The following is a 23,214-nucleotide window of genomic DNA, read 5'->3' on the forward strand; positions in this document are numbered from 1 at the left end:
AATCACCCCCTCATTCGAATGCGCGGATCTACTACGCCATATAAAATATCAGCAATTAAGTTACCGAGAATTAACATGAATGATGATAGTAATGTAATTGCCATGATAATCGGATAATCAAATCTAAAAATAGCATTTACTCCAAGTGAACCAAGACCCGGCCATGAAAATACTGTTTCCGTAATAAACGCTCCGCCTACTAAACTTGGAATCGATAATCCGAAAATTGTAATGATTGGTATTAATACATTTCGAAGTACGTGATTAAATAACACCGTTTTCTTTGAAGCGCCGTACGCATATTGAATTTGTACATATTCTTCTTCTAATTGCTGAATCGTACTTGAACGAATATATCTCATATAAACAGATACGTTTTGGAATGCTAACACCATACAAGGTAAAATGCCGTGTTGCACAATATCCCAGACAGAATCTTTACCTACGGTGCGCATACCCATACTCGGAAGTAGGTTCAATTTTAAAGAGAATAAGTAGACTAATAGTAGTGCAAACCAGAAAACCGGCATAGAAATACCAACGTATGAAATAAAGTTTACAATGCGGTCAAAGAATGAATTCTTTTTCACACCTGTAAATAGTCCAAGTGGTATTGCGATTACGAATGAGACGAGTAAAGATGATCCCATTAACCCAATTGTTGCAGGTAATCTTTCTGTGATAAGTTCCAAAACAGGACGATGATTTTGAAGTGAGTAACCAAAATTTCCTGTTAAAATGTTTTTTAACCATAAAAAATACTGCACGTAAATTGGTTGATCTAGTCCTAAACTTTTGCGAATACGCTCCACATCAATTGGACTCATGTTTGGCGTTACAAAGTTTCGAACGGGATCCCCCGGCGCTAGCTTTATTAATAGAAAAGAAATAATAGAAATAACAAATAAAAGCGGAATTGCATTTAAAAGCCTCTTCGCAATTACTTTATACACAAACTTCCCCCCTCAAGCTAAAGAAGCTGATTTCCACCAGCTTCTTTATTGTTTCTTATTTCACTTCATAAATCTTAGATAGATCTTCAAACATTGTGACAGGAATTGCTTTCGCTTCTTTTAATCCATCAAACTTTTTATCTACTGCAATAACTGCTTTCGGATACGCGATTGGTAGATAAGGTACGTCTTCTCTAGCTGTCTCTTGAATTTTATGGTATAGCTCTGCGCGTTTTGTTTTATCTGTTTCAACTGCAGCTTCTTCCCATAACTTATCGAAATCAGCGTTTTTATATCGTGCATAATTGTATTCAGCATTACTTAAGAATAAGCTCTTATATGAATCTGGCTCAGGTCCCATTATGTAACCACCAAATGTAATGTCATATTCTTTATTCTCTTTATCTAAGCCTTTTTCACTTGCTGCACTAGCATCTAATGCATTTAGTTCAACTTCTAAGCCAACTTCTTTTAATTTTTGTTGTGTATATAACGCTAAGCTTTCCATGATTTTATTATTCGTTACATACATCACACGTACTTTTTCGTTATCTTTCACGCCAGCTTTTGCTAATAAATCTTTCGCTTCTTTTTTATCATACTTATAGTCTTTAATATCTTTCGCATAATACATAGCGTCTGGCGTTAAGATTGAATTTGCTGGTTCTGCAAATTCACCTGAAACGAATGCTGAGTTAATCATTTCTTTTTTATCTAACGCATGCGCAATTGCTTGGCGCACTTCTTTTTTCTTCATCAAATCTGTATTCATGTTATAAGATAAGTAGAATAATCTACCTTCAGGGAATGTCACCATTGAGAAGTTCCCAGTACTATCTAGTTTCTTAAAGTCTTGCGGCTCAATCATCTTCATGTTGATTTGACCATTTTGCAGTGAAACATTTGCTGTATTACGGTCTTTTACAACGCGGTATACGATAGAGTCTAATTTAGCTTTCCCACCTACATAATCATCAAATCGATCTAATGCAACGTACTCATCTGATTTATACTCTTTAAACTTAAACGGTCCTGAACCTACAGGCTGTAAGTTTTTCTTACTCTTCGCTAAATCTGCTTCCCCTTCAAATACATGTTTCGGAATTGGGAAGAAATCATTCATCACACCTTCGAAAGATGCGCTTACTTGTGGTAAAACGAATTGAGTAGTTAACTCATCTACCTTTTTCACCTCAAGCGGCTTTCCTTTAAAAATAAAGTTTTCACGGCTTGAACTATTTTGCTTCTCATCTAAAATAGATTGGAATGTAAATGCAATATCGTCTGATGTAATTTTCTTACCATCATGCCATTTCAAATTATCTTTTAGTTTCAATGTCCACGTTAATTGATCTTCTGAAGGCGTAAAGCTCTCAGCAAGAACAAACTTTTTCTTACCGTCTTCCATATGATATAGCGGCGCATATAAAGCTTGCTGCACAGTTAATGACACACGATCATTCGCATAAAGCGGATTCATCGTATCTGGATTATCGCTAACACCAATCGTTAACGCCCCTCCATCTTTCGGAGTCCCTGATTTACTAGTGCCCGCTTGCTTCGAATCTTTTTCCCCTGAACAAGCAGCTAATGCAATAAATAATAGTAGGACAAATGGTAATACAAACAACTTCTTCTTCATATTTCGACCCCTCTCGACTATTTACACCTATAAGAAAACTCGGAATTAATACCGAGTTTTCTTATAGGTTTTAAATTACCACTACCGGTATGTATTGTCAAACTTTTTCGCAAAGGTAGAAAGTTTGTAATCTATTAATGCATTCTTGCGATAAACTATATTTATGCGGAGGAGAAAATAAAAAGACCACGAATAAGTAGCCTCATAAAATGAGTTAAAAAACTAGCAGCTTACAGAAAACCCCTCTAAAATGATTGTTTTATATGATCGAAAATGTAGAATGGGATTAAAGACAAAAAACACATTTAGGCGGTTATCATGACATTTGATGAATTGAAAAAAAGACCACCAAAAGGCAGTCTCAAAACTCAATCTTATTCCCCATCCCTTGCTCCACCGCTTTCTCATACAAATACTTCGCAACGATAATATCTACTACCGCCAAACCAACTGATTTGAAAATAGTAATCTCTTCATCATTTTCGCGTCCAGCTTTTTCTTTGCTTATAATTTGACCAAGTTCAGCGTGAATGGCGTTTGCTTTGAATAGACCTTCTTTTATCGGAACTTGAAGGTCTCCTGTTTCGTCTAGTGCTGCTTCTTTTGATTCGACTACTACTTTGTTTGCGCTTGTGATGGCGTGTGAGGGTAGTTCTTGCATGCTCGGTCTGAATGAGCCGACGGCGTTTACGTGGACGCCTTTTTGTAGTTTTTCTGAGAAGACTGGTGTGGTTGCGTTCGTAGTTGTGACTATGATGTCTGCTTCACGTACTGCTTCATTTGGATCCCTGTGAACGTAAGCAGGTTTACCAAATTTCTCTTGTATATATTGCGCAAATGCATACGCTTTTTCTTCTGTGCGATTGTATAAGATGACTTTTTCGATATCTCTAACCGCAAATATTGCTTCGGCAATTCCTTTCGCTTGTTCACCCGTGCCGATAATGCATAAAGTTCTTGCGTTATGACGAGCTAAATATTTTGTCGCTACTCCTGATAAGGCGCCTGTTCGGATCATCGTTAAGTACGATCCTTCTAGAAGTGCGAGCGGTTCTCCCGTTTGAAAGTCTGATAGCATCACAATCCCATTGATCGTTTTCTTTCCTATCTGTTTATTTTGCGGGACTACCGTTACTATTTTTACTCCAAGTGCCTCAAGTCCTTCCGCTACTGAAGGCATAATTAATGCCGTATTTTGCTCGTTCGCAAATGGTAATGAGCCTCTTATTGGTGTAATGGTTCTTTCTGCGGAAAATTCTTTTAAAGCAAGCGCCGCGTATTCAATAACTTCATTCATATTTACTAAGTTTCTTTGTTCGTTCGCGCTTATGACTAGCATATCTTTCCACCCCCTCCTCTTATCCTAACAAAAATCCTCGATTCAAATCATCTCTCGGGTCTACAACGAACTGATGAAATCCTGTAATAAAGGCATTCCCCGTTACTTTTGGAACGACAGCTTCATATGTATCTACTGCGGTTACCGACAATACTTCCCCCTCGAATTTCCCGTCAGTAATGCATTCATGGACGAAAATTTCTCCCTTTTGTAAAGCATCTTTTCCAAAAAGAGTTGCGATTCTTGCGGAAGTTCCTGTACCGCAAGGAGAACGATCTACTTGCCCATCAGCAAAAATCGTTACATTTCGTAGCGTAGCACCTTTGTCTTTCGGTTCATCTGAAAAGATAACGCCGTATATTCCTTTCAATCCTTCTTCAAGTGGATGTTTCACTTCCATTTTGCTCTCTATATAATGTTTAATTTTACCGCCCCACGTTTGAATAGCGGGCAAGTCTTTAAAATCAACTTTCAAACCAAATTCTTTACAGTCTACAACAGCGTAAAATGCTCCTCCAAACGCGATATCTACTTGAAATTCATAGTTATCTATTTTAATAGGAACGTCTTTTTTGTATACAAATGAAGGGACATTTTCAAATGATACAGATTCTACTTCACTCCCGTTATATGTTGCATACGCAATGACTTCCCCAGCCGGGCTATCAATAATGAACTTTTGTTTTTCCCCCTTCACTTCAAACATGCCTGTTTCAATTCCAACTGTAATGACAGCAATAATGCCATGACCACACATCGTACTCCATCCTTCATTGTGCATAAATAAAACACCAAAATCAGCGTGGGCACTTGCTGGCGGTGTAATGATACAACCGTACATTCCGTGATGTCCTCTCGGCTCATACATAAGAACTTCACGAAGGTAATCCAAATGTTCCATACAGTATGCGCGTCTTTCCAGCTGCGTTTTCCCTTTTATTTCTGGCACGCCGCCCGTAATAATTCGAAGCGGCTCCCCAGCTACGTGTGCATCAATCGTTGTATATATTTTACTAACCTTCATTTCTATCTCTCCCCTATACGTTGATACTATTTCCAACGCAAGTATCATGCCAAATCGTATAGCATTACTTTTTTCAAATCCCCTCAGTAATGTGTATTCTTTTTTCAACAAATTCATATACAACTGTCTACTTTTTTATACACAGCTTGGATGTTACGTTATAAAACATCTCGATAACTTTGCAATTCCTCTCGTACACACATGTAGGATTCCTTTTACCATTAATATTTTCAATGTAAAGTTACTTCGCCCCCCAACATATACTGTTCAAAAGCAAAAAGGAAGTGATCCCATGTATTACGGAACAAAGGGCTGGTACGTAGCTGAACTAAAAAAATTAGGCGTACGCTATCATGAAGGACGAAAACTAGAAAGTTACCGCGGACACGTATTACGCAATTTATTAATCGCACAACAAGAAAAATTAAAAGAACAGTAATATTCTAATGTAACGATATCGGCGATTCGCCATGGAATATCGACTTACCGACAAATTCCGCTAATTCATCTATCTACACCACCAATCAATCACACATCAAACTACACTAAAAAGGTCACCCAAACGGGTGACCTTCCTTTCTTATTCACAAACAAGAATTTGTCTAGTAAATGATCCTTTTCTTGTAATACAGCGATCCTTAATTTCAAATCCTGCTTCATGGATCATGTCGTCCATTGTTTCCATCGTGACAACGACTACCTTTTTAGCGATGCGGCGTGCACTTGAAAGAATGGAGAGCTGGTCTTCTGGTGTGGCATGCGTAAATAGGTCGTACGGCATATCGATAATGGCAACGTCGTAGTTCTCAGTAATTTCCTCGATTGGTCCTTTTGTTACTGTTCCTTCAAATCCGAAATGTGCGATATTTTTTCTTGTTCCAAGAACTACAAGTGGATTTATATCTCTACCAACGATGTTAATCCCCATAGAAAGTGCTTCTACTACTACTGTTCCAATACCGCAGCACGGGTCAATTGCTCGTACTCCCTCTGGATTTGGTACAGCGATATTTGCAACCGATCTCGCAACACGTGTGCTAAGTGATGTCGAATAACTATGCGGTTTTTTTATGTGATGATACCAAACTGGTTCGCTTTCTACATAGTGCCCGAAGTACCAGCGTCCTCCAAGAGGAACAATCCCGAATACACGCTCTGGATTACGAACATCCGCTTCTCCTTCAATATGCATGCCAAGGTCTCGTTCAATAAGACGTCTTTCTCCATATTCAATTTTATTTTCTCCAACGAGGTCATTGATTTTAACGAAGATAACTTTAAACGACGCCCCCGCTAAATCAATTTGTTCCACTTGTTTTAAAATGCTTTCTAAGTCGTCCCCTTCATACATAACCTCAACGCGCTCTTTCATAAACGCACTTCTACTCGGGTCAATTTTTACATCACTTTTTAAAATATTAACGTGGGACTCCATTCCAAAGAACGAGCGCATTTCCAAGTAACATAAAGCACGCTCCTCCTCACGAAATGCATACGTATATATACAGGCAGGTGTTTTACTATGATTATTCAATCTATTATCATCCTCTATCGTTTAAAATTGTTATGATTACAATTACTCAAATACTTTTTTGTATATAAAATTAAATGATATCATATGCCGGAAATAAAGAGAAACGTTAATAAATAAAAGAGACTGCCAATGGCAATCTCTTATTATTTATTAACGGAAAGAAGACACGTTGTTACCCATTTCTTCATAGTAATCTAAAATACCTTGATAAATAGCTTCCGCTGCATTTTGTCTTTGCGCTGGTGTAGCTATTTTATCTGCATCACTTTTATTATCTACAAATGCTAATTCTGCTAATACAGCTGGCATTGTATTTTCTCTAATTACGTATAAATCGCCTTTTTTCACACCACGATCTTTTGTTCCCAGTGCATCTACAAGACGCTCTTGAATTTTTTCTGCTAATAAACGACTTTCTGATACGTTAGGATTTGTTCCTCTTGCTGTCGCTGATTCATAGTAGAATGTTTCTGTACCTTGTCCATTTTTCTCTTCCGTGCCATTACCATGAATACTTACAAAAATATCCCCATTATTTTTTTGAGCAAATTCTACACGTTTCTTTAAAGAATCAGAAGCACTTGTTCCTGGACGTGTATCATCTGTACGAGTGAATAACACAGTAAATGGTGTCTTTTTCTCAAATATTTTCTGTAATCGTAATGATACATCTAATACAGTTTCACTTTCTTTCTCATAATAACCTGGATTACCTGAATCTGCTCCACCATGACCTGGATCAATGATAATCGCTTTTCCTTCTAAGAAGTTACCTTGCTTCACTGGATTTAATTGATTTTTATTAACCCATTGGAAACCAGCGCCCATGCGGATACGAATCCAACTGCCGCTCTCTTCAATAACAGTTACTTGCTGTGCGTTATGTGTTCCCATTACTTTTGACGAAGAAGAAGCTTCTGCATAAGTAGTGAATCCTTCATTAATAACTTCTGTTTTCTCTACTAAAGGTGTCCATTTATCACCGTTACTTGTTGCAATTTTGATCCATCCATCTCGTTCTTCTTTAATTTCAACCATTTGTGGATTATGCTGATTTGCACTAATCCCAGAACTTAATGATGGTGCGTGATATGTAATGAATTTTCTATCTATGTACATTTTCTTTGTTTCTACTGGACGATCACTATTCTTGCTAAATTTATCTGTTTGCGCAGTAAGCTGAGCTGCTTGTTCACGCGTAATAGAATCATTCGGTTTCCAGCCATTCTCTGTACCTAAAGAAAGTTTTAATTCTACTAAAATATTAACTTCTTCTTTACCCCAATGATTCTCTAAATCAGCAAATTTTGTAGGAACTGGTCCTGTTACTTTGCTCTTCAGATTATATGCTCTTACAAGCATAGCTGCCATTTCAGCACGAGTTACTTTTCCTTCTGGATCAAATACTCCTGGTTCTCGTCCCTTAATAATATTCTCTTTTTCCATGGCTGCAATAAATGAAGCTGCCCAACTATTTTTTGCATCATTATAAGACGGCTTTGCATTTGGATCTACTTTAGCACCAATTGCTGTTGCGATAATCTTTGCTGCCTGGGCACGTGTTAAATTTCCGTATGGCATAAAGTTACCATCTGGCATACCGTTAATTACATTTCTCTCCACTAAATAATAAATTGCGTCTTTCGACCACGCACTATCTGAAACATCAGGAAATTTCTTCGTTTCTGCTAAACTACTAATTGGATGTGCTAGTAAATTTGCTGCTAATAAACCTGCGGCTATTGCTTTGTACTTCATGAAAAATAAATCTCCTCTCAAAACTTCATATTCATACAATTTTTTTAATCAAGCTAACTAAAAAATATTAACTATTAATTAATTCCTTTCATAGTGTATAACATTATATATCTATAGTAAATACGTTTCCGGTCGTATAACAAAAATCGCATATATATAACTTATAATGAATGTATATAAAAAACTTTAATCAGCCCTCACCAATCGGGCTTTTACAGGCAGCCTGGTCCCCATCTAACTTTTTTGCTTTCGCTAAATTTTGAGGTAGGGGTCTTACTACTCGGCAAATAGCGGGATAAAAAAGCGATTAGAACATGTCTCCTAATCGCTTTGCCAAATAAAAAGCTGATTAAAAATAATATCTTTAATCAGCTCTCTATTATCTATGAAATTATTCTTCAATTAAATTAGACATTACATATGCATACACTAATGCTTCTGTATGCGCAATAGAACTTTCATGTGTACGTTCAAATGCGTGAGAAGAATCAATACCCGCTCCAATTAAAGCATGTTTCACATCAAATCCCGCACGGATCGCAGCTGATGCATCAGATCCGTAGTATGGATAAATATCTACTTTATATTCAATATGATTCGTTTTCGCAAGCTCTACTAAATGTTTACGCAGTGCGTAATGATACGGGCCGCTAGAGTCTTTTGCACAAATAGATACTGTATATTCATCAGATGCTTGTCCATCACCTAACGCTCCCATATCAACTGCTAAGTATTCAACAGTTTCTTCAGGAATGTTAGAATTACCACCGTATCCAATCTCTTCATTATTAGAAATTAAGAAATGCGTCGTATATGGTAATGTTACGTTTTCATCTTGTAATCTTTTAATTAATTTTAATAAAATCGCAACACTTACTTTGTCATCTAAATGACGGGATTTTATGTATCCACTCTCTGTAATTTGAACACGCGGATCAAATGAAACGAAGTCTCCTACTTCAATTCCTAATTCGCGTACTTCATCAGCTGAAAATACGCGTTCATCAATACGAACTTCAATATTTTTCTCATCGCGTTTTGCTTCACCTGCATCTTTATATACATGTACAGATGTTTGATGCATTAAAATCGTTCCTGTATACGTCTTGCCACTTGATGTTTCAATTTCGCAATATTCGCCTTCTACAGAGTTCCAGCGAAATCCACCAATCATAGAAAGACTCAGGCGACCGTCAGGCTTAATTTCTTTCACCATCGCACCTAACGTATCAACGTGTGCCGTTAATAAGCGGTGCTGCGCATCATTCTTCCCTTTTACCGTTAAAATAAGAGCTCCCTTATTATTACGTTTCGTTTCTACGTTCCACTCACTGACATAGTTTTCAATGAAATTAATAATTTTTGCTGTATTTCCAGATGGACTCGGAATAGAGACAAGCTCCTTAATCAGTTCCATCGTTTCTTTCGTATGGTGTGCCATTGTCGTTTCCTCCTCATTTTCTCTACTATTCAGTATACAAAATTCGCCAGAAAACCTCTACTTATATGGCCTAATTTTCTAAATTGTAGTAAAATTCTTTTTAGTATACAAAAGGAGTCCTGAAATATGAATATATCAAAAAAATATATACACATTGCACTCATTTGGTTTTTAGCATCATTATTTTGTTTACAAATCTCTTATGCCATTCATACTACTACTTCTATTACAATCGGCTGGATATTAACAGCTATCTTCTTCATTATTAGCTTCATTGCAACAAGAAAGCATAGCGTTACTCAGTAACGCTATGCTTTTCCTATAAAACTATTCTTCTGAAACATCTAATAAATAAATACCTCTTTCAAATCCACCGCGCTCTATCTCTTTTTGCTTACGAAGGCGTTCCACATCTTCAATCGATGCACCTTCTGCACGTGCTAATGAAATGATAACCTCTAGCGCATCTGCAAGAGAATCTAGTGCATGTTCGCGTTCTTTCATAGAAGCAAATTCACGAATTTCTTCCGTTCCAATTTTCGCTAAAGCTTGTATGTAGGCTTGACCTGTTAATTTTTGTGCTGTATATGTTTTTCCAGACATTAAAATCTTCTCTGGAACACGATCTCTTACTAACTTGTTATATGCTGACATCATTCATCCTCCTATATTTAATAACATCCCAGCTCTGCTTTATAGAAAAACCATTTTTTCTTCACGCATGCACTTAACATATCAATTCCTGATCCATGTGCTCTTACATGCGGAAAGAAATAGTGCTCTAAGTCTTCGTCCTTACCATATAGAGTTTGATACTCATCTGGAATCGCTTCTTTTTTCACATCTTTTTCTTTCGTCACCCCGTCAGAAAATGCAACACTTGGATGTCCCTCAAAAAATAACGCAGTCCGAACTGCCAAAGATGGTGTACTATGCAAAGCAGAATATGTAAGCAAAATAATAGTGATAACACCAATCATTCTCTTCATGTATTACTCCTAAAAAAAAGTGCTAACACAATTATACTAAAATGTGTTAGCACTTTCTCCCCTTTATCCCGAATTAACGAGCTAATAATCAGTGAGGAATGGACAAACTTTATTCCCCTTTAAATGCTGGTAAACGTTTCTCTAAAAACGCAGCAATACCTTCTTTATGATCCGCTGTTTGTCTCATTGCATATTGACCACGCTTTTCTAATTGCAATGTTTGCTCTAAATTAGAGCGATTTACTTCACACAAAATTTGCTTCGTTTGAATCATTGCTTTAATCGGTTTTTGTGACCATTCATTAATCTTCTGCTTCACAGCCGTTTGGAAATCTTCGCCGATTACTTCATCAATTAAGCCGATATCAAGCGCTTCTGTCGCTGATAATTTCTTGCCTTCCCAAATAATTTGCTTCGTCATATTTTCACCGACGCGCTTTTGAAGGAAGAAATGACCGCCTCCATCTGGAATTAAAGCGATTCCAATAAAGTTCATCGCAATAACAGATGATATATCCGCCATTACATAATCAGCTGTTAACGCAATACTTAATCCAAGACCTGCAGTTGGTCCATGAATTGCACTAATAACAAGCTTTGGCATCGTATATAATGTCACGACAACTTCAGAAATGGTATTCATAATACCATCAAACTTACTTTCATCATTACTTGAAAGCATCGATTTAATATCCCCACCCGCAGAAAAACCACGACCGTTCCCGCATAACACAACGATATGCGCAGAACTTTCCGCTACTTCTTTCAACTTTTGTAATAACTCTTTTAAGGTCGGCTCATCTAACGCATTTAACACCTCTGGGCGGTTGACCATAACCGTTGCAACGTGCCCTTCATATTTCACAACGACAGATTCTGTTTTACTTGTTATTTCCATTATATATACCCCTCTTTTCTCCATAAAGATTATACTTATATAATTATAGAAAACCACTGAAAAATCCTTCTTTTTTCTCAATTTTCTGTCTAATAATCTCGCAATTTGTACATATACCGTATAAAACATACAATTCCGTTGAAAAATATAGAAATTAAAGTCGGTTTATCCATGCTTTTCATCTATTTACCATTACAATGAAATGGTGTATTCTTAAGTTTGATAAAAAAACAAATATTGAAATTCATTCGCCTTACTATGTAAAAAAGGCTTTATACCCATCTTTTGGGTGTTGTAATAAAGGAATGAAGAACTGGAGGAACATATGGTTAATAAGTTGAAACAAACGGATAACTACTTCCCACATTTCCTATTGCTATTCATTGTGTTTCAACCAATTTTAGATTTATTAACATCTTTTTCAATCTATATACTACACATGAGCGCAACAGTTGGAGTTGTAGTCCGTTTCGCCTTTATGCTTCTTGCATTAGGATACCTACTTCTTCATCACAAACAACAAGATGCGAAAAAGTACATCTTCTATTTATGTTTACTCGGAATCGCACTCGCAATCGGTCTTGTAAATAATATGATGGTTAAATCTCCAGTTTCATTTGGAGAAGAAGTTAAATTTATCTTAAAGAGCGTATATCCAATTGTGCTACTGTTTGGATATATTATCGCCTTTAAAGAGCTAAAAAATAAAGAGTATGTATTTCATAAAATCATTACATATTTCTTATATGCAACTTTAATTTTAAGCATCACAATGATTGTCGCAATGCAAACTGGAACGGATTTCCCAAGCTATCCGCACTCAAAAATCGGTTCAAGAGGTTGGTTCTTCGCTGGAAATGATTTAAGTTCTCTTTTCGCCATTATGTTCCCAATCATTGTCTTATATTCGATTCATAAAACAACTTCTTTCTCAAAAATATATTACTGGATTCCAACAATACTTGCGATGTATGCAAGTATTATGGTCGGAACGAAAGTCGGATATGGCGCAATTGTTATTACATTAGGCGTAGCACTTTTCTTCTCATTCATTGAATATATGATAAATCGTAAAAAAGAAGGAAAAGGATTCACACATATTGTAAATACCGTTGTTGCCGCTGTTATACTAGGAGGTTTAATTGCTCTTACACCACATACTCCTATCGCAAAAAATATGGGCATTCACATGCAAATATACGAATACAAAAAATCAGTACAAGAAGAGAAAGATCGAAAAGAAGGAAAAGTAATTAAAGAAGATCCAGAAGATGCAAAAAAACATGCAAAAGGTGAACTTACAGATTCTGAAGTAAAAAGTTTAATTTACAGCGATCGCGACAAATTCTTAAAAACATACAAACAGTACTATAAAGACGCACCGCTTTCACAAAAACTATTCGGAATGGGTTATGCTGGTAACTACACAGATAAAATTAAATTAATTGAAATGGACTTCCATGACCTATTTTTCGCATTTGGAATTGTCGGTTTCCTTATTTATTTAATACCGTTTCTATACTTTGGTATTAAATTATTCATCCGCATGATCACAAACTTTAAGAAAATCATGAGCGTAAAGTATATGCTATTAGCGAGCACACTCATTCTATCACTTGGCATTGGCTTTATGTCTGGCCACGTATTAACAGCACCAGCCGTTAGTATTTTCTTCGTTGTGATACTCGCTTATATCATTGTTGATTTTGAAATTGAATAAAAAGAAGGTGCTACGAAATATTAGTAGCACCTTCTTTTTTATTTAATTAATGTTTTACGTACTCTAAGCTTTCTTTTGCAATATACGCTTCTGTTACAGTAGGATTATCTGAAATAACTTTAACCCACGCTTTTCCATTTATTATTTCTTCACCAGTAACTGTGACAACTACATTTGTATTTAAACGATACAGTCGCTCATTTGATATACTAGGATTCTTTTTCACTTCCACGTTATTCATCACACGTGCAAGTTTGTACTTGTTGTATTCTTTTTTACCTAAATAAGAATCAAAACGGTTCATATGCCCCGCTACTTTTTTACCCCAGTTCGCATCAGATGCATATTTCGCATTTAAACCAGCAGCTTTATCACCTGTATATGTTGCTGTATAACGCCAATGTCCTGGATTTAAATATCCTTCATTCATGTATAATTTTGCTGCATGTTCAATACAATCTTCTTTTGAATTGAATGCTTCCCCGTTACCATATGGACTATCGTCTGTTGCTTTTAAACCAAATAAATTATTTTTGTCTTTTGCAAGAGCGCTTGTTCCATAATAACTTTCATGAATTGCTAATGAATATAAGAATAATGCATTTACATTATACTTGCTTTCTACTTCTTTAAATTTCTTTCCTAAACCAATTAATGGAGAGTCTGGCTTAATCGATTTCACATAACTATCTAGTTGTTCAGCTGTATAATCTGTTTTCGAACGTAATGATAAATAATTGAAATATTGATAGAAAGTTTCGTCTCCAAATGTCTTTCCATCTACACTATACATTTGCTGTCCTTGCTTCATGAAAGAAGGTGCCACACCATATCTAAATTCTGTATATCCAGGTGAACTTGTATTATATGTATAATATTTATGGTATAAATATCCATCTGATTTCACATAATAAGACGACTGTTTCATTTCATTGGTAGGAATTAAAGTGATTTCATTCTTCTTCACATAACCTGTCAAACCAGAAAGTTGAACTTTCACACGATCTTCGCCAACTTCTAACACTTTCAATTCTGTTCCATACTGAATATACGTATATACTGTTGATAAATTCTCATCATAAATATTAATGATGTTTTGCCCAGTTATTCTTTTCGCACTTGCAAAACCATCTTTAATCCATAAAAATTCGTTCTCGTATTTTACCGCATTCATACCTTTATTTTGAGCAGCGGTAACCGCTTCTTTATACGTATTATAGCGCTCTACTTCTTGCTCTGTTCCGTTTTCTCTTACATTTGTCACGACATATTTCTTAGTTTCTACAGGATTGCTATTTCCGTTTTTTTCAATCGTCTGAAGCATGCGATCCAACATAGCTGAAGCCATCCCTCTTGTAGCTGATAAATGTGGTCTAAATGTATTATCTTCTGGATACCCTTTAATAATTTGAGTAGCCACCATAACTTGCACATGCTCTTTATAGTTAATACTATCTTTATCAGTAAAGGTAAGCGGACTTACAGCTACTTTAATATTTTTATAGTCTAACGCTCGCTTTACCATTATCGACATTTCTTCACGTGTAATCACATCATTTGGTGAGAACGTCTCGTTCGTACGACCATTAATAATTTTCGCTCCATATGCTCTACTTACACCATCATATAAACCGTAAGTCTTCGGCACATCCTCGAAATTCGAATCAGCTTTCGGTAAATTTAAAGCCCTCGCTATGAATGTAGCAAACTCTGCTCTTGTTACTAATTTATCAGGCGCATATACATTGTCTCCATACCCCATTAAAACTCCTTTAGTAATAAGTGAGCGCATATTCGTCTCAAACATATGTCCTGTAATATCATCATTTGCCGCATAACTTGAAATAGGAGTTAAAAGTAATGATCCCGTTAATGCCACTGCTGTTATACCTTTTGAAAAAGTCTTCAAGGTTATCCTCCTCGTAATCTACGAATTTATTATCACAAATTTGATTATATAATAATCACAATCATTTTAGCATAATAAATAGGAATTAAAATAAAACGTTTTTTAATTTGAATTTTCATTACATTCAAAACAAAATAAAAGACACTTTACTTTTTTAATAAAGTGCCTTTTTCCATATGATCAATGAGTTTCTTTGTTGCCTGTTTGCCTTGCAACCGAAGCTCATCTATTGTCAATTGTAACTCTTGCTGCACAGTTCCTTGTTGCATTAATTGCTTTTTCGCAATTTCATATAAATATTCAGCACTCCATTCGCCATCCACACTTCCTATAACTGGCTGATTCACTTGACTTAAAAACGAATCAATTTTCGGATCGTATGAAATCCCGACCATTGGAGTTTTGGCTACAGCAGAAAAAACTAGTGCATGAAGCCGCATACCAATTAGTAATGAACATTGTGATAAAATGAATATTTTCTCGTCGATATCCATTTTATATGGAAGCATATACGTCTCTTCTCCCATTAAGTCTACTACTTCACGCGAAGCTTTTTGATCAAATGGCTCATGCATTGGAACAAATAGAATTTGGTATCCTTCTTGCTTTAATTTTTTTAATGCCGCAGCTAATTTTTTTATATAATCTTCTTTCGCATTCCAATAACGCACACTAACCGCAATTACTTTTCCATGTATCGAATGCTTTTGCAACCAATCCGATTGTTTTGTCCGTTTCCATGTTAAAACAGGGTCTGGAACAATTTCAATATCGTTTTTTATGCCAAGTTCTTTTAAATATAAAAACGAATCCTCATCTCGAACTGATACATAGGAAGCTTTTGACAAGTTCCATTTTACTAATAGACGATTATATCCTTTTGTAATTGGACCTATTCCTTGTGAATAAATATAATACGGCTTTTTTAATAATCGAGCGAGTCCCATAACACCCGTATAATATAGAATACTCTTCGTACTTGTCTGATCTTGAAGAAGGCTCCCGCCACCGCTAATAACTCCATCACTGTTTTTGATTGCATGATAAACAGCTTTTATATCCCAGCGATCTACCGATTCTACACCATACATTTCCTTTGTATATTTAGAATCATTTGATAGTACTACTAGTTCTATATCCGGGTTCTCTTTACTTAACGATTCAATAATTGATTGTAGAATCGCCTCGTCTCCAACATTATAAAAACCATAATATCCTGATAAGACTAAACGCACCCTAAATCTCCTCCAAAACTAGGTAACCGTTTATTTCATCTAACATAAACTAGTACCCATTCCTTACCTAAACACTTGATACCCTACATAGTTTCCTCTTTATCAGTTCATATGAATTATAATAAAAAATTAAATTTCTATATTTATCTTTTTAAAAATGGTATTTTGTTTATTGATATCCATTTTAATTTCAAAGCACATACACCATACAAAATGGTTGTAATACTTAATGCTATACCACTGAATAATAACGTCATAATTCTTGAAGATGTAATATTTATCACATTACATAATTCATACAATCCTAGTCCCAAAATACATGCTATTGCTAGCACACCAAAAAAGCTTTTTAAATGAATAGAATAGGCAATATAGCTTCGAATATACAAATGATTTACAATACAAATCAATACGTAAGTAATTAATGTACTATACGCCGCTCCATCTATGCCAAACTTCTGCACGAACATTATGTTTAACACGACTTTCACACAACTCGCACCAATAACAATCCATGCAGCTTGTGCAGAACGGTTAATGCCCTGTAAAACACCTATTGATAATACCATAACCGCAGTAAAATACGAACTGCCAATCATAACTGTTAACATACTACTGCCTTTTACATCTGTGAACAATCCGACATTTAACGGTACTGTTAATGCCATCAACCATATTGTTAACGGTGCTGTCAAAACATGCGCTAGTCGATTTGTATTTTGAATTGTTATTTTCGCCAAATTTATATCTCTTTTGGCCAATGCGGAAGTTAAGAGTGGTATTAACGGAAATACAATTGCGCTTGCAAAAATAACAATTATTTGCGTGAATGCAAAACCGCGACTGTATATTCCAAATTGTTCTTGAATTTCTGTTGATGATCCTTGTAATACATGCGGTATTGTAAGCGAGTCTACTAAATTTAAAAGTGGCATTGATAAAGCTCCAATAGCAATTGGGATCGATACCCGCAATATCTTTTTGCCGTTTTCTCTTAAATCTCGGAGCGAATAGGAATTGCTTTTATTGTAGTATGGACTTCTATTATATTTTATACGCAAATATATAAGCGAACTAATGACTCCAAGAAAAGAGCCAACCATCGCACCACTAGTAATAACAGTATTACTCTTATCCCATGATACTAGTATGTAAGCAATTATTAACATAAAAAACACACGTACAAATTGCTCAATGACCTGTGATACCCCTGTTGGTTTCATATCACCGAAACCTTGAAAATACCCTCTATACACCGCCATGTATGGCGCAATGAGTAACGCTAATGAAGTAATAAGCAACGGCATTCTAGTTTCTTGTCCACCAAGCATATTTGCAATTTCAATAGAAAATAATACAATGACTAAACAGCCGAAAACGCCAAATGCTATCCCAATAATTGACGCTGATTTAAATAATTTCGCAATTTCCTTTTGCTTATTTTTTTCGTTCAACTCTGCAATTAGTTTCGAAATTGCAAGTGGAACTCCGGCTACCGATAATGTAAGAGCAATCATATATACAGGAAAAACAAGGCGGAAAATACCGAGCACTTCATCTCCTGCAATATTTTGTAATGGAATTTGAAAAAAACTACCCAGCAATTTCGACAAAAAAGTTGTAATGGTTAAAATTGCTGCTCCTTTTACAAATGTTTTATTCATATTTTTTCTCTTTTCTTTTATACATATACTCTCAAACATATTGTTTTAAACGATAGGAATTCACTTTATCCCATTGGTTATCATAACAAATTTATTATAGGTTGAATACTTGGTTTTTTTTTCAAAATAGAAAAGAGAACCCATTTAAGCCTGTCTCTTCACAATATTTTTTCTAATTCCTTCCATTATATATGTACACACTATAACCGTTTCTGTTACGCAAAAAGAGCCCTTCCTCTCTATCACTGCGATACATATTACTAAAAACATTATAAAAATATCCCACAACTCTACATTATAATTTATGTAAGATTGTGAGATATTCTAATTACCATCTAAACACTTAAAATTTTCAATTGCTCTTTCTGTTCATCGCTTGCCATTACTGCGATTGTTTTTTCAATACTCGGATGTACTTGCTCAAGCTTTACACTTGCTCCTACTTTATTTGATTGCTCAACAAAATTTAATAATGCCATAGCTCCTGATACATCCATATAACGCACATCTTTCATACGTAAAACAACCGGTGACTTCACATCTTGTAAAGTAGAGAAAATACGATCTACTGATAGGAAAGAGAGCGGTCCTTGAATTGTGTACGTTTCTTCTTTTTCTTTTACGATAGAAGTTTTGCGTTCTTTACATTTCACCATATATATGATGAACGAAAGAATAATACCGAATGCAACAGCAATCATTAAATCGAACTTCACCGTTACAATCATCGTTACGAGCATAACAACGACATCACCTTTAGGAGCGACATGCATCTTTTTCATGCTTCCCCAATCGAACATTCCAATACCAGTTAAAATTAAAATACCTGATAATACAGCAAGTGGAATATATTGTACGACCGAACCAAGACCCATAATAAAAATAAATAAGATAACACTATGCATACATGCCGAAAGTGCCGTTTTACCGCCACTTCTTATATTCACGATAGACCTTACAGTCGCACCTGCACCTGCTAATCCGCCAAACAATCCGCTCATCATATTACCGATACCTTGTCCAACGAGCTCTTTATTACTTTTATGACGTGTACCTGTCACATTATCCATTACGACCGATGTTAACAACGAGTCAATCGATCCTAATAAAGCAATACTAAGCGCTGGTAAAATAAGTGCTGCTATTCCTGTTCCACCTAAAGATGGAATATGAAGCGTAGGTATCGCTTCTGGAATGGTTCCAATCTTTTCAATTACTTTATTTAGTGAAAGATTTCCGATAATCGGTAACTTTACTGTAAGTCCTTCGAGTAAGGAAGAAAATAAAGGAAGCAAAGCTGTCACACCGACTAGTGCTACTAAACTAGACGGAATCGCCTTAATCCATTTGCCAGAAACAATCATTACAATAATCGTTAACACAACAAGTAAAAAACTATTTTGTACGTGCTTTATTTCGCCTAAAATAATGATTAATGCAATACCATTCATAAATCCCGAAACGACAGGATACGGAATATATCGAACGTAAGAACCGAGCTTACATACACCGAATAAAATTTGAAATAACCCTGCCATCATAAAGGCAATAAAACTTGCCTCTAACCCGTGCGTCGCAATAACTCCTGTTGCAATAACGGTAATTGGTCCAGTTGGTCCTGTTACTTGCCCAGGTGTCCCGCCAAATAACGCTGCGAATAAACCTGCAAAAATCGCACCATACAATCCAACAAGCGCTCCCTCAGACGTTCCTGTCGCGGCAATACCAAATGCAATCGCAAGTGGTAACGCAACAATCGCAACAGTAAATCCTGCCAAACATTCCTTTGCTATTTTTTGAAACATAAAAAAAACACCTTTGTATAAAGTCCATGTTCCATTGTACACCTAAAAAGATACATTCGTTAGCTCACTTTTTACATTCTCGTGACGTAAACGTATTCAACGAAAAGTTTTCCCCTTATCTTTGGAAACAATTGCAACTATGCTATAATGAACAAATTAAATCTTTTACTATATACTTGGAGGCACTATGCTAACTTTTGAAGAAAAATTATCGATTATTGAATCTTTCCCAGAACTAGAAAGAAAGAACGTATCATTAAAACGTGTAAACTTCCACTTTGAAGAAAGTCGTTTAGATAAAAAGAACGTTGTATTTCATTTACACCCAAATGGAAATGGATTTGTATATGCAAGCGGTATTAAAGGTTATAAAACAGATGATAAAGGCATGGTTAACATCCGTGAGTTTTCAGCAGAGGAGTTACGTTCAGTAATTGAGAAATCAATTGACCTTCTATCACAAGAAGAAGTAGTAGCACCTGTAGAACCTGCGAAAGAAGAAGAATGGCAGAACGAAGATGGTCATATTCTTACTCTTATTTCAGAGGATGACATGTGGAACGTGTACGCTGGTGTAAACTTAGACGGTACATTCAACTCTTATCCAGAAGCTGCGGAATACCTTGATGAAGAAGGCTTTTCACGCAAATAAAAATAGAAACCTATTTCATTCAACGACTTTTATAGTAATCAAAGAAGACACTTAAGGTGTCTTTTTTTGTTATATAAACTCCTTTCTCACACTATCTCTATTAATTTTCATAAAATGATTCAGAGGAGGTTTATATGAATACAACTGCTAAATTAATAACTTGGAAAGAACATGGCGATATGATTATTCTAGAATGTGAATTAAATGGAAAACGCTTCGAGATATCAACATATAAACAACGAATATATAATGCACACCTTTTATCAGCTGACGTTTATATTCGTTTAGACTCATCTGATAATATAATTGGAATAAATATTTATAAAAAGTAAGAAAAGCCCCCTATTCGTAGGCGGGCTTCATCTTTATTACACAATATTAGAGTATACTCTCTTTTTTTTCATACAATTTATGTAATTATACATATTCATCAAAAAATACACTAAATGAATATTACATGTAGTAAAATATAACTTGTGGGCACGTTCTATAAAGCAGATTCTTTTAAAAGGCGTAACATATCAATTAATATAGGGGATGTGGCGTCACTTCGATATTGATCTCAAATCTCTTGTCTTTTGTGAACTAACAATCTAGTGTATATAGACGATTCTGCTTTATAGTGTGTGTTTACACTCATAACAAAGGGGTAATGGTAATACGGATAGATTCCGATTCGTATGAAATGAAATGGTTCAAGTCGGAGAAAGGCACCTTAGGGTGTCTTTTCTTTTTGTATTACATCCACTTTGTGTTTCCACCTTATTTCAAATGCGCTAATTAACCTTCACCAAGAAGAAATGAGAATTAACAAAGATATTGTTTCTTCTGTTTAATACAGAAAAATGAAGGATACCCCATAGATATGGGGCATCCTTCATTTTCTATTTTTTCGCACCTTTCAACGACTCCCTCAGTACAAACTTCTGCAACTTCCCGCTCGCATTACGAGGGAGTTCATCTACAAATAAATAATGACGCGGACGTTTATAATCTGCTAGTTCATCACTTTCTTTGCAATACGTTTCTAAATCAGCTTCTGTTATTGTTTCATCTTTCTTCACAATAACTGCCACAACACGCTCTCCCCATAATTCATCTGGCTCGCCAAGTACCGCCACATCTAATATACCTGGATGACTATGAAGGAAATCTTCAATTTCACGAGGATAAATATTTACGCCACCGCTAATTACCATATCATCAACACGATCAGCAACGAATAAATAACCGTCTTTATCAAAATAGCCTAGATCACCAGAATGATACCATCCTTTATACATCGATTTTTTATTCGCTTCTTCACGATTATGATAGCCGGCCATCATAGTTGGGCCGCGTAAAATAATTTCTCCCACTTCATAAGGAGGTAATACATCATCTGGTTCTGCCGGTGCATCCTCGTTCGATTTCACAATACGAACTTCATGGCTAAAACATGGCGTGCCTGCTGAACCAGCTTTGGTAATTTGATCCTCCTCTACGAGAAATGCAATAACTGGCCCCATTTCTGTCATTCCGTATATTTGAACAAGATCAATATAAAGACGTTCTTTACATTCTTTCACTAACGCCGGTGCCATTGCTGCTCCGCCATATATACCGATTTTCATTGACGTTAAATCATACTGAGCTAAATCTTTTTGCAACAACATATTCCACATCGTCGGCGCTGCAAAGAACGTCGTAATCTTTTCTTCTTGAATCGTATGTAATACTGTTTCTGTATCAAAATGATGCAAAATAACATTCTTTCCGCCAACTTGAATGCGTGGTATGATTCCGGCATTTAATTCACCACAGTGATATAAAGGTGCAACAACAAGCCCAACGCTATCTCTATTATATTTTAGGAAATACGTACAAATCATACTATGCTCAGCCATTTCACGATGGCGGTGTAACACGCCTTTCGGATGACCTGTCGTACCGCTCGTATACAGCATAGAACAATAATCCATTTCATCAATTTCGATATTTACTTTCTCAGAAGATGCTTCATTCACTTTTTCATGGTAGGAACTTGCATAGGAAGGTTTATCGTTTTCTATAGACCAAAAAGATGTATTTGGAAAATCTCTTTCAATTATAGCAACAGTTGACTCAACTGCTTTTTCAAAGACAACGACTTTCGAGGATGCGTCCTGAAGAATATAAGATACTTCTTTTGCTTTTAAGCGGAAATTAATCGGGTTAAAGATCGCTCCAATTTTCGCACAGGCTAAGTAAACGTTTACAAATTCATGGCAATTATATAAGTAAACAGATACCGTATCTCCCTTTCTTACCCCTTCTTCTAATAGAGCGTGCGCTGTTTTATTTATTTGTTCATCCCACTGTTTATACGTCCAGCGAATATTTTTTTCAGGTTCCACTAACGCCTCTTTATTTGGATACTTACCAACTGATAAATCAAAAATTCTCCCTATCGTCATATACATGCCAACAATTTCCCCCTTTTCTCTTTCATAAATCTATCATTTCGTCCATAAGTAGACATTGTCCTCTAATGATTTGACTAATTTTTCTGATTATTATCGACATAGTTTTACATACGGTACCGCTAGACGGTAAATGAAATTATATCGGCGATTTTCCAGATATATCGACCGTAACTTGAAATATATCAACCACAACTCAATTTATATCAG

General features: G+C 35.7%; 20 protein-coding genes. 5 read left to right on the forward strand and 15 right to left on the reverse strand.

Going from position 1 to position 23,214, the window contains the following annotated elements:
• Window positions 1-2: 2 nt before the first annotated feature.
• The 4 genes from M1D66_RS22565 to M1D66_RS22580 form a co-directional block, all read right to left on the reverse strand.
• On the reverse strand, window positions 3-953 hold the full coding sequence (locus M1D66_RS22565) for an ABC transporter permease (protein WP_000278778.1): 951 nt from the start codon (window positions 951-953) through the stop codon (window positions 3-5).
• A 55-nt stretch (window positions 954-1,008) separates the two neighbouring features.
• Complete coding sequence (locus tag M1D66_RS22570; RefSeq protein WP_016121974.1) at window positions 1,009-2,595, reverse strand: ABC transporter substrate-binding protein; 1,587 nt, start codon at window positions 2,593-2,595, stop codon at window positions 1,009-1,011.
• 361 nt (window positions 2,596-2,956) lie between these two features.
• A complete protein-coding gene (locus M1D66_RS22575; RefSeq protein WP_242554836.1) occupies window positions 2,957-3,934 on the reverse strand; it encodes an ornithine cyclodeaminase family protein in 978 nt (325 codons plus the stop codon).
• Between the two features lie 19 nt (window positions 3,935-3,953).
• Window positions 3,954-4,958, reverse strand: a complete 1,005-nt coding sequence (locus M1D66_RS22580) for a proline racemase family protein (protein WP_242554837.1) — start codon at window positions 4,956-4,958, stop codon at window positions 3,954-3,956.
• A 208-nt stretch (window positions 4,959-5,166) separates the two neighbouring features.
• Here M1D66_RS22580 and M1D66_RS22585 point away from each other — a divergent pair, with 208 nt between their 5' ends.
• Window positions 5,167-5,397 carry a YflJ family protein gene (locus M1D66_RS22585; RefSeq protein ID WP_100617920.1) on the forward strand — a complete coding sequence of 77 codons (231 nt, stop codon included), beginning with the start codon at window positions 5,167-5,169 and terminating at the stop codon, window positions 5,395-5,397.
• Window positions 5,398-5,538: 141 nt separating this feature from the next.
• Here M1D66_RS22585 and M1D66_RS22590 read toward each other — a convergent pair whose 3' ends face one another.
• The 3 genes from M1D66_RS22590 to M1D66_RS22600 form a co-directional block, all read right to left on the reverse strand.
• Window positions 5,539-6,492, reverse strand: coding sequence for a TRM11 family SAM-dependent methyltransferase (locus M1D66_RS22590; RefSeq protein ID WP_025709965.1), 954 nt, complete (start codon window positions 6,490-6,492; stop codon window positions 5,539-5,541).
• 150 nt (window positions 6,493-6,642) lie between these two features.
• The gene (locus M1D66_RS22595; protein WP_088859411.1) at window positions 6,643-8,250 is read right to left on the reverse strand and encodes an N-acetylmuramoyl-L-alanine amidase; all 1,608 of its coding nucleotides are present in this window, start codon (window positions 8,248-8,250) and stop codon (window positions 6,643-6,645) included.
• Window positions 8,251-8,641: 391 nt separating this feature from the next.
• Window positions 8,642-9,691, reverse strand: a complete 1,050-nt coding sequence (locus M1D66_RS22600; protein WP_000930085.1) for a M42 family metallopeptidase — start codon at window positions 9,689-9,691, stop codon at window positions 8,642-8,644.
• A 126-nt stretch (window positions 9,692-9,817) separates the two neighbouring features.
• On the opposite strand from M1D66_RS22600, the gene M1D66_RS22605 reads away from it, so the two are divergent.
• The gene (locus M1D66_RS22605; RefSeq protein WP_001027085.1) at window positions 9,818-9,997 is read left to right on the forward strand and encodes a hypothetical protein; all 180 of its coding nucleotides are present in this window, start codon (window positions 9,818-9,820) and stop codon (window positions 9,995-9,997) included.
• 21 nt (window positions 9,998-10,018) lie between these two features.
• Here the strand turns inward: M1D66_RS22605 and M1D66_RS22610 are convergent, their stop codons facing one another.
• The 3 genes from M1D66_RS22610 to M1D66_RS22620 all read right to left on the reverse strand — a co-directional run bounded on the left by M1D66_RS22610 (window position 10,019) and on the right by M1D66_RS22620 (window position 11,602).
• Window positions 10,019-10,345, reverse strand: coding sequence for a nucleoside triphosphate pyrophosphohydrolase (locus M1D66_RS22610; protein ID WP_001277350.1), 327 nt, complete (start codon window positions 10,343-10,345; stop codon window positions 10,019-10,021).
• 17 nt (window positions 10,346-10,362) lie between these two features.
• Window positions 10,363-10,680: a hypothetical protein gene (locus M1D66_RS22615; protein ID WP_000827122.1), complete on the reverse strand. Its 318-nt coding sequence runs from the start codon at window positions 10,678-10,680 to the stop codon at window positions 10,363-10,365.
• Window positions 10,681-10,789: 109 nt separating this feature from the next.
• Complete coding sequence (locus M1D66_RS22620; RefSeq protein WP_001999174.1) at window positions 10,790-11,602, reverse strand: enoyl-CoA hydratase; 813 nt, start codon at window positions 11,600-11,602, stop codon at window positions 10,790-10,792.
• 301 nt (window positions 11,603-11,903) lie between these two features.
• Here M1D66_RS22620 and M1D66_RS22625 point away from each other — a divergent pair, with 301 nt between their 5' ends.
• Window positions 11,904-13,298 carry an O-antigen ligase family protein gene (locus tag M1D66_RS22625; protein ID WP_086385380.1) on the forward strand — a complete coding sequence of 465 codons (1,395 nt, stop codon included), beginning with the start codon at window positions 11,904-11,906 and terminating at the stop codon, window positions 13,296-13,298.
• 46 nt (window positions 13,299-13,344) lie between these two features.
• Here M1D66_RS22625 and M1D66_RS22630 read toward each other — a convergent pair whose 3' ends face one another.
• The 4 genes from M1D66_RS22630 to M1D66_RS22645 all read right to left on the reverse strand — a co-directional run bounded on the left by M1D66_RS22630 (window position 13,345) and on the right by M1D66_RS22645 (window position 19,911).
• The gene (locus M1D66_RS22630; protein ID WP_000847506.1) at window positions 13,345-15,207 is read right to left on the reverse strand and encodes an S-layer homology domain-containing protein; all 1,863 of its coding nucleotides are present in this window, start codon (window positions 15,205-15,207) and stop codon (window positions 13,345-13,347) included.
• A gap of 146 nt (window positions 15,208-15,353) precedes the next feature.
• Window positions 15,354-16,442 carry a polysaccharide pyruvyl transferase CsaB gene (gene csaB, locus M1D66_RS22635; protein WP_242554838.1) on the reverse strand — a complete coding sequence of 363 codons (1,089 nt, stop codon included), beginning with the start codon at window positions 16,440-16,442 and terminating at the stop codon, window positions 15,354-15,356.
• A gap of 143 nt (window positions 16,443-16,585) precedes the next feature.
• Window positions 16,586-18,106 carry a putative polysaccharide biosynthesis protein gene (locus M1D66_RS22640; protein ID WP_006919753.1) on the reverse strand — a complete coding sequence of 507 codons (1,521 nt, stop codon included), beginning with the start codon at window positions 18,104-18,106 and terminating at the stop codon, window positions 16,586-16,588.
• A 335-nt stretch (window positions 18,107-18,441) separates the two neighbouring features.
• The gene (locus tag M1D66_RS22645; protein WP_242554839.1) at window positions 18,442-19,911 is read right to left on the reverse strand and encodes a SulP family inorganic anion transporter; all 1,470 of its coding nucleotides are present in this window, start codon (window positions 19,909-19,911) and stop codon (window positions 18,442-18,444) included.
• A gap of 187 nt (window positions 19,912-20,098) precedes the next feature.
• On the opposite strand from M1D66_RS22645, the gene M1D66_RS22650 reads away from it, so the two are divergent.
• Entirely contained in the window at window positions 20,099-20,563 is a 465-nt protein-coding gene (locus M1D66_RS22650) for a hypothetical protein (protein ID WP_000954998.1), read from the forward strand.
• 134 nt (window positions 20,564-20,697) lie between these two features.
• Window positions 20,698-20,895: a hypothetical protein gene (locus tag M1D66_RS22655; protein ID WP_001098262.1), complete on the forward strand. Its 198-nt coding sequence runs from the start codon at window positions 20,698-20,700 to the stop codon at window positions 20,893-20,895.
• 552 nt (window positions 20,896-21,447) lie between these two features.
• Here M1D66_RS22655 and M1D66_RS22660 read toward each other — a convergent pair.
• A complete protein-coding gene (locus M1D66_RS22660; RefSeq protein WP_242554840.1) occupies window positions 21,448-23,004 on the reverse strand; it encodes a fatty acid--CoA ligase in 1,557 nt (518 codons plus the stop codon).
• Window positions 23,005-23,214: the final 210 nt, after the last annotated feature.

Source organism: Bacillus sp. PK6-16 (genome assembly GCF_056530295.1).

Coding starts and splice junctions, on each gene's coding strand:
- M1D66_RS22570 (WP_016121974.1), bottom strand. CDS start 2,595: ATGAAGAAGAAGTTGTTTGTATTACCATTTGTCCTACTATTATTTATT.
- M1D66_RS22575 (WP_242554836.1), bottom strand. CDS start 3,934: ATGCTAGTCATAAGCGCGAACGAACAAAGAAACTTAGTAAATATGAAT.
- M1D66_RS22580 (WP_242554837.1), bottom strand. CDS start 4,958: ATGAAGGTTAGTAAAATATATACAACGATTGATGCACACGTAGCTGGG.
- M1D66_RS22595 (WP_088859411.1), bottom strand. CDS start 8,250: ATGAAGTACAAAGCAATAGCCGCAGGTTTATTAGCAGCAAATTTACTA.
- M1D66_RS22600 (WP_000930085.1), bottom strand. CDS start 9,691: ATGGCACACCATACGAAAGAAACGATGGAACTGATTAAGGAGCTTGTC.
- M1D66_RS22605 (WP_001027085.1), top strand. CDS start 9,818: ATGAATATATCAAAAAAATATATACACATTGCACTCATTTGGTTTTTA.
- M1D66_RS22610 (WP_001277350.1), bottom strand. CDS start 10,345: ATGTCAGCATATAACAAGTTAGTAAGAGATCGTGTTCCAGAGAAGATT.
- M1D66_RS22615 (WP_000827122.1), bottom strand. CDS start 10,680: ATGAAGAGAATGATTGGTGTTATCACTATTATTTTGCTTACATATTCT.
- M1D66_RS22620 (WP_001999174.1), bottom strand. CDS start 11,602: ATGGAGAAAAGAGGGGTATATATAATGGAAATAACAAGTAAAACAGAA.
- M1D66_RS22625 (WP_086385380.1), top strand. CDS start 11,904: ATGGTTAATAAGTTGAAACAAACGGATAACTACTTCCCACATTTCCTA.
- M1D66_RS22640 (WP_006919753.1), bottom strand. CDS start 18,106: ATGAATAAAACATTTGTAAAAGGAGCAGCAATTTTAACCATTACAACT.
- M1D66_RS22645 (WP_242554839.1), bottom strand. CDS start 19,911: ATGTTTCAAAAAATAGCAAAGGAATGTTTGGCAGGATTTACTGTTGCG.
- M1D66_RS22650 (WP_000954998.1), top strand. CDS start 20,099: ATGCTAACTTTTGAAGAAAAATTATCGATTATTGAATCTTTCCCAGAA.
- M1D66_RS22655 (WP_001098262.1), top strand. CDS start 20,698: ATGAATACAACTGCTAAATTAATAACTTGGAAAGAACATGGCGATATG.
- M1D66_RS22660 (WP_242554840.1), bottom strand. CDS start 23,004: ATGTATATGACGATAGGGAGAATTTTTGATTTATCAGTTGGTAAGTAT.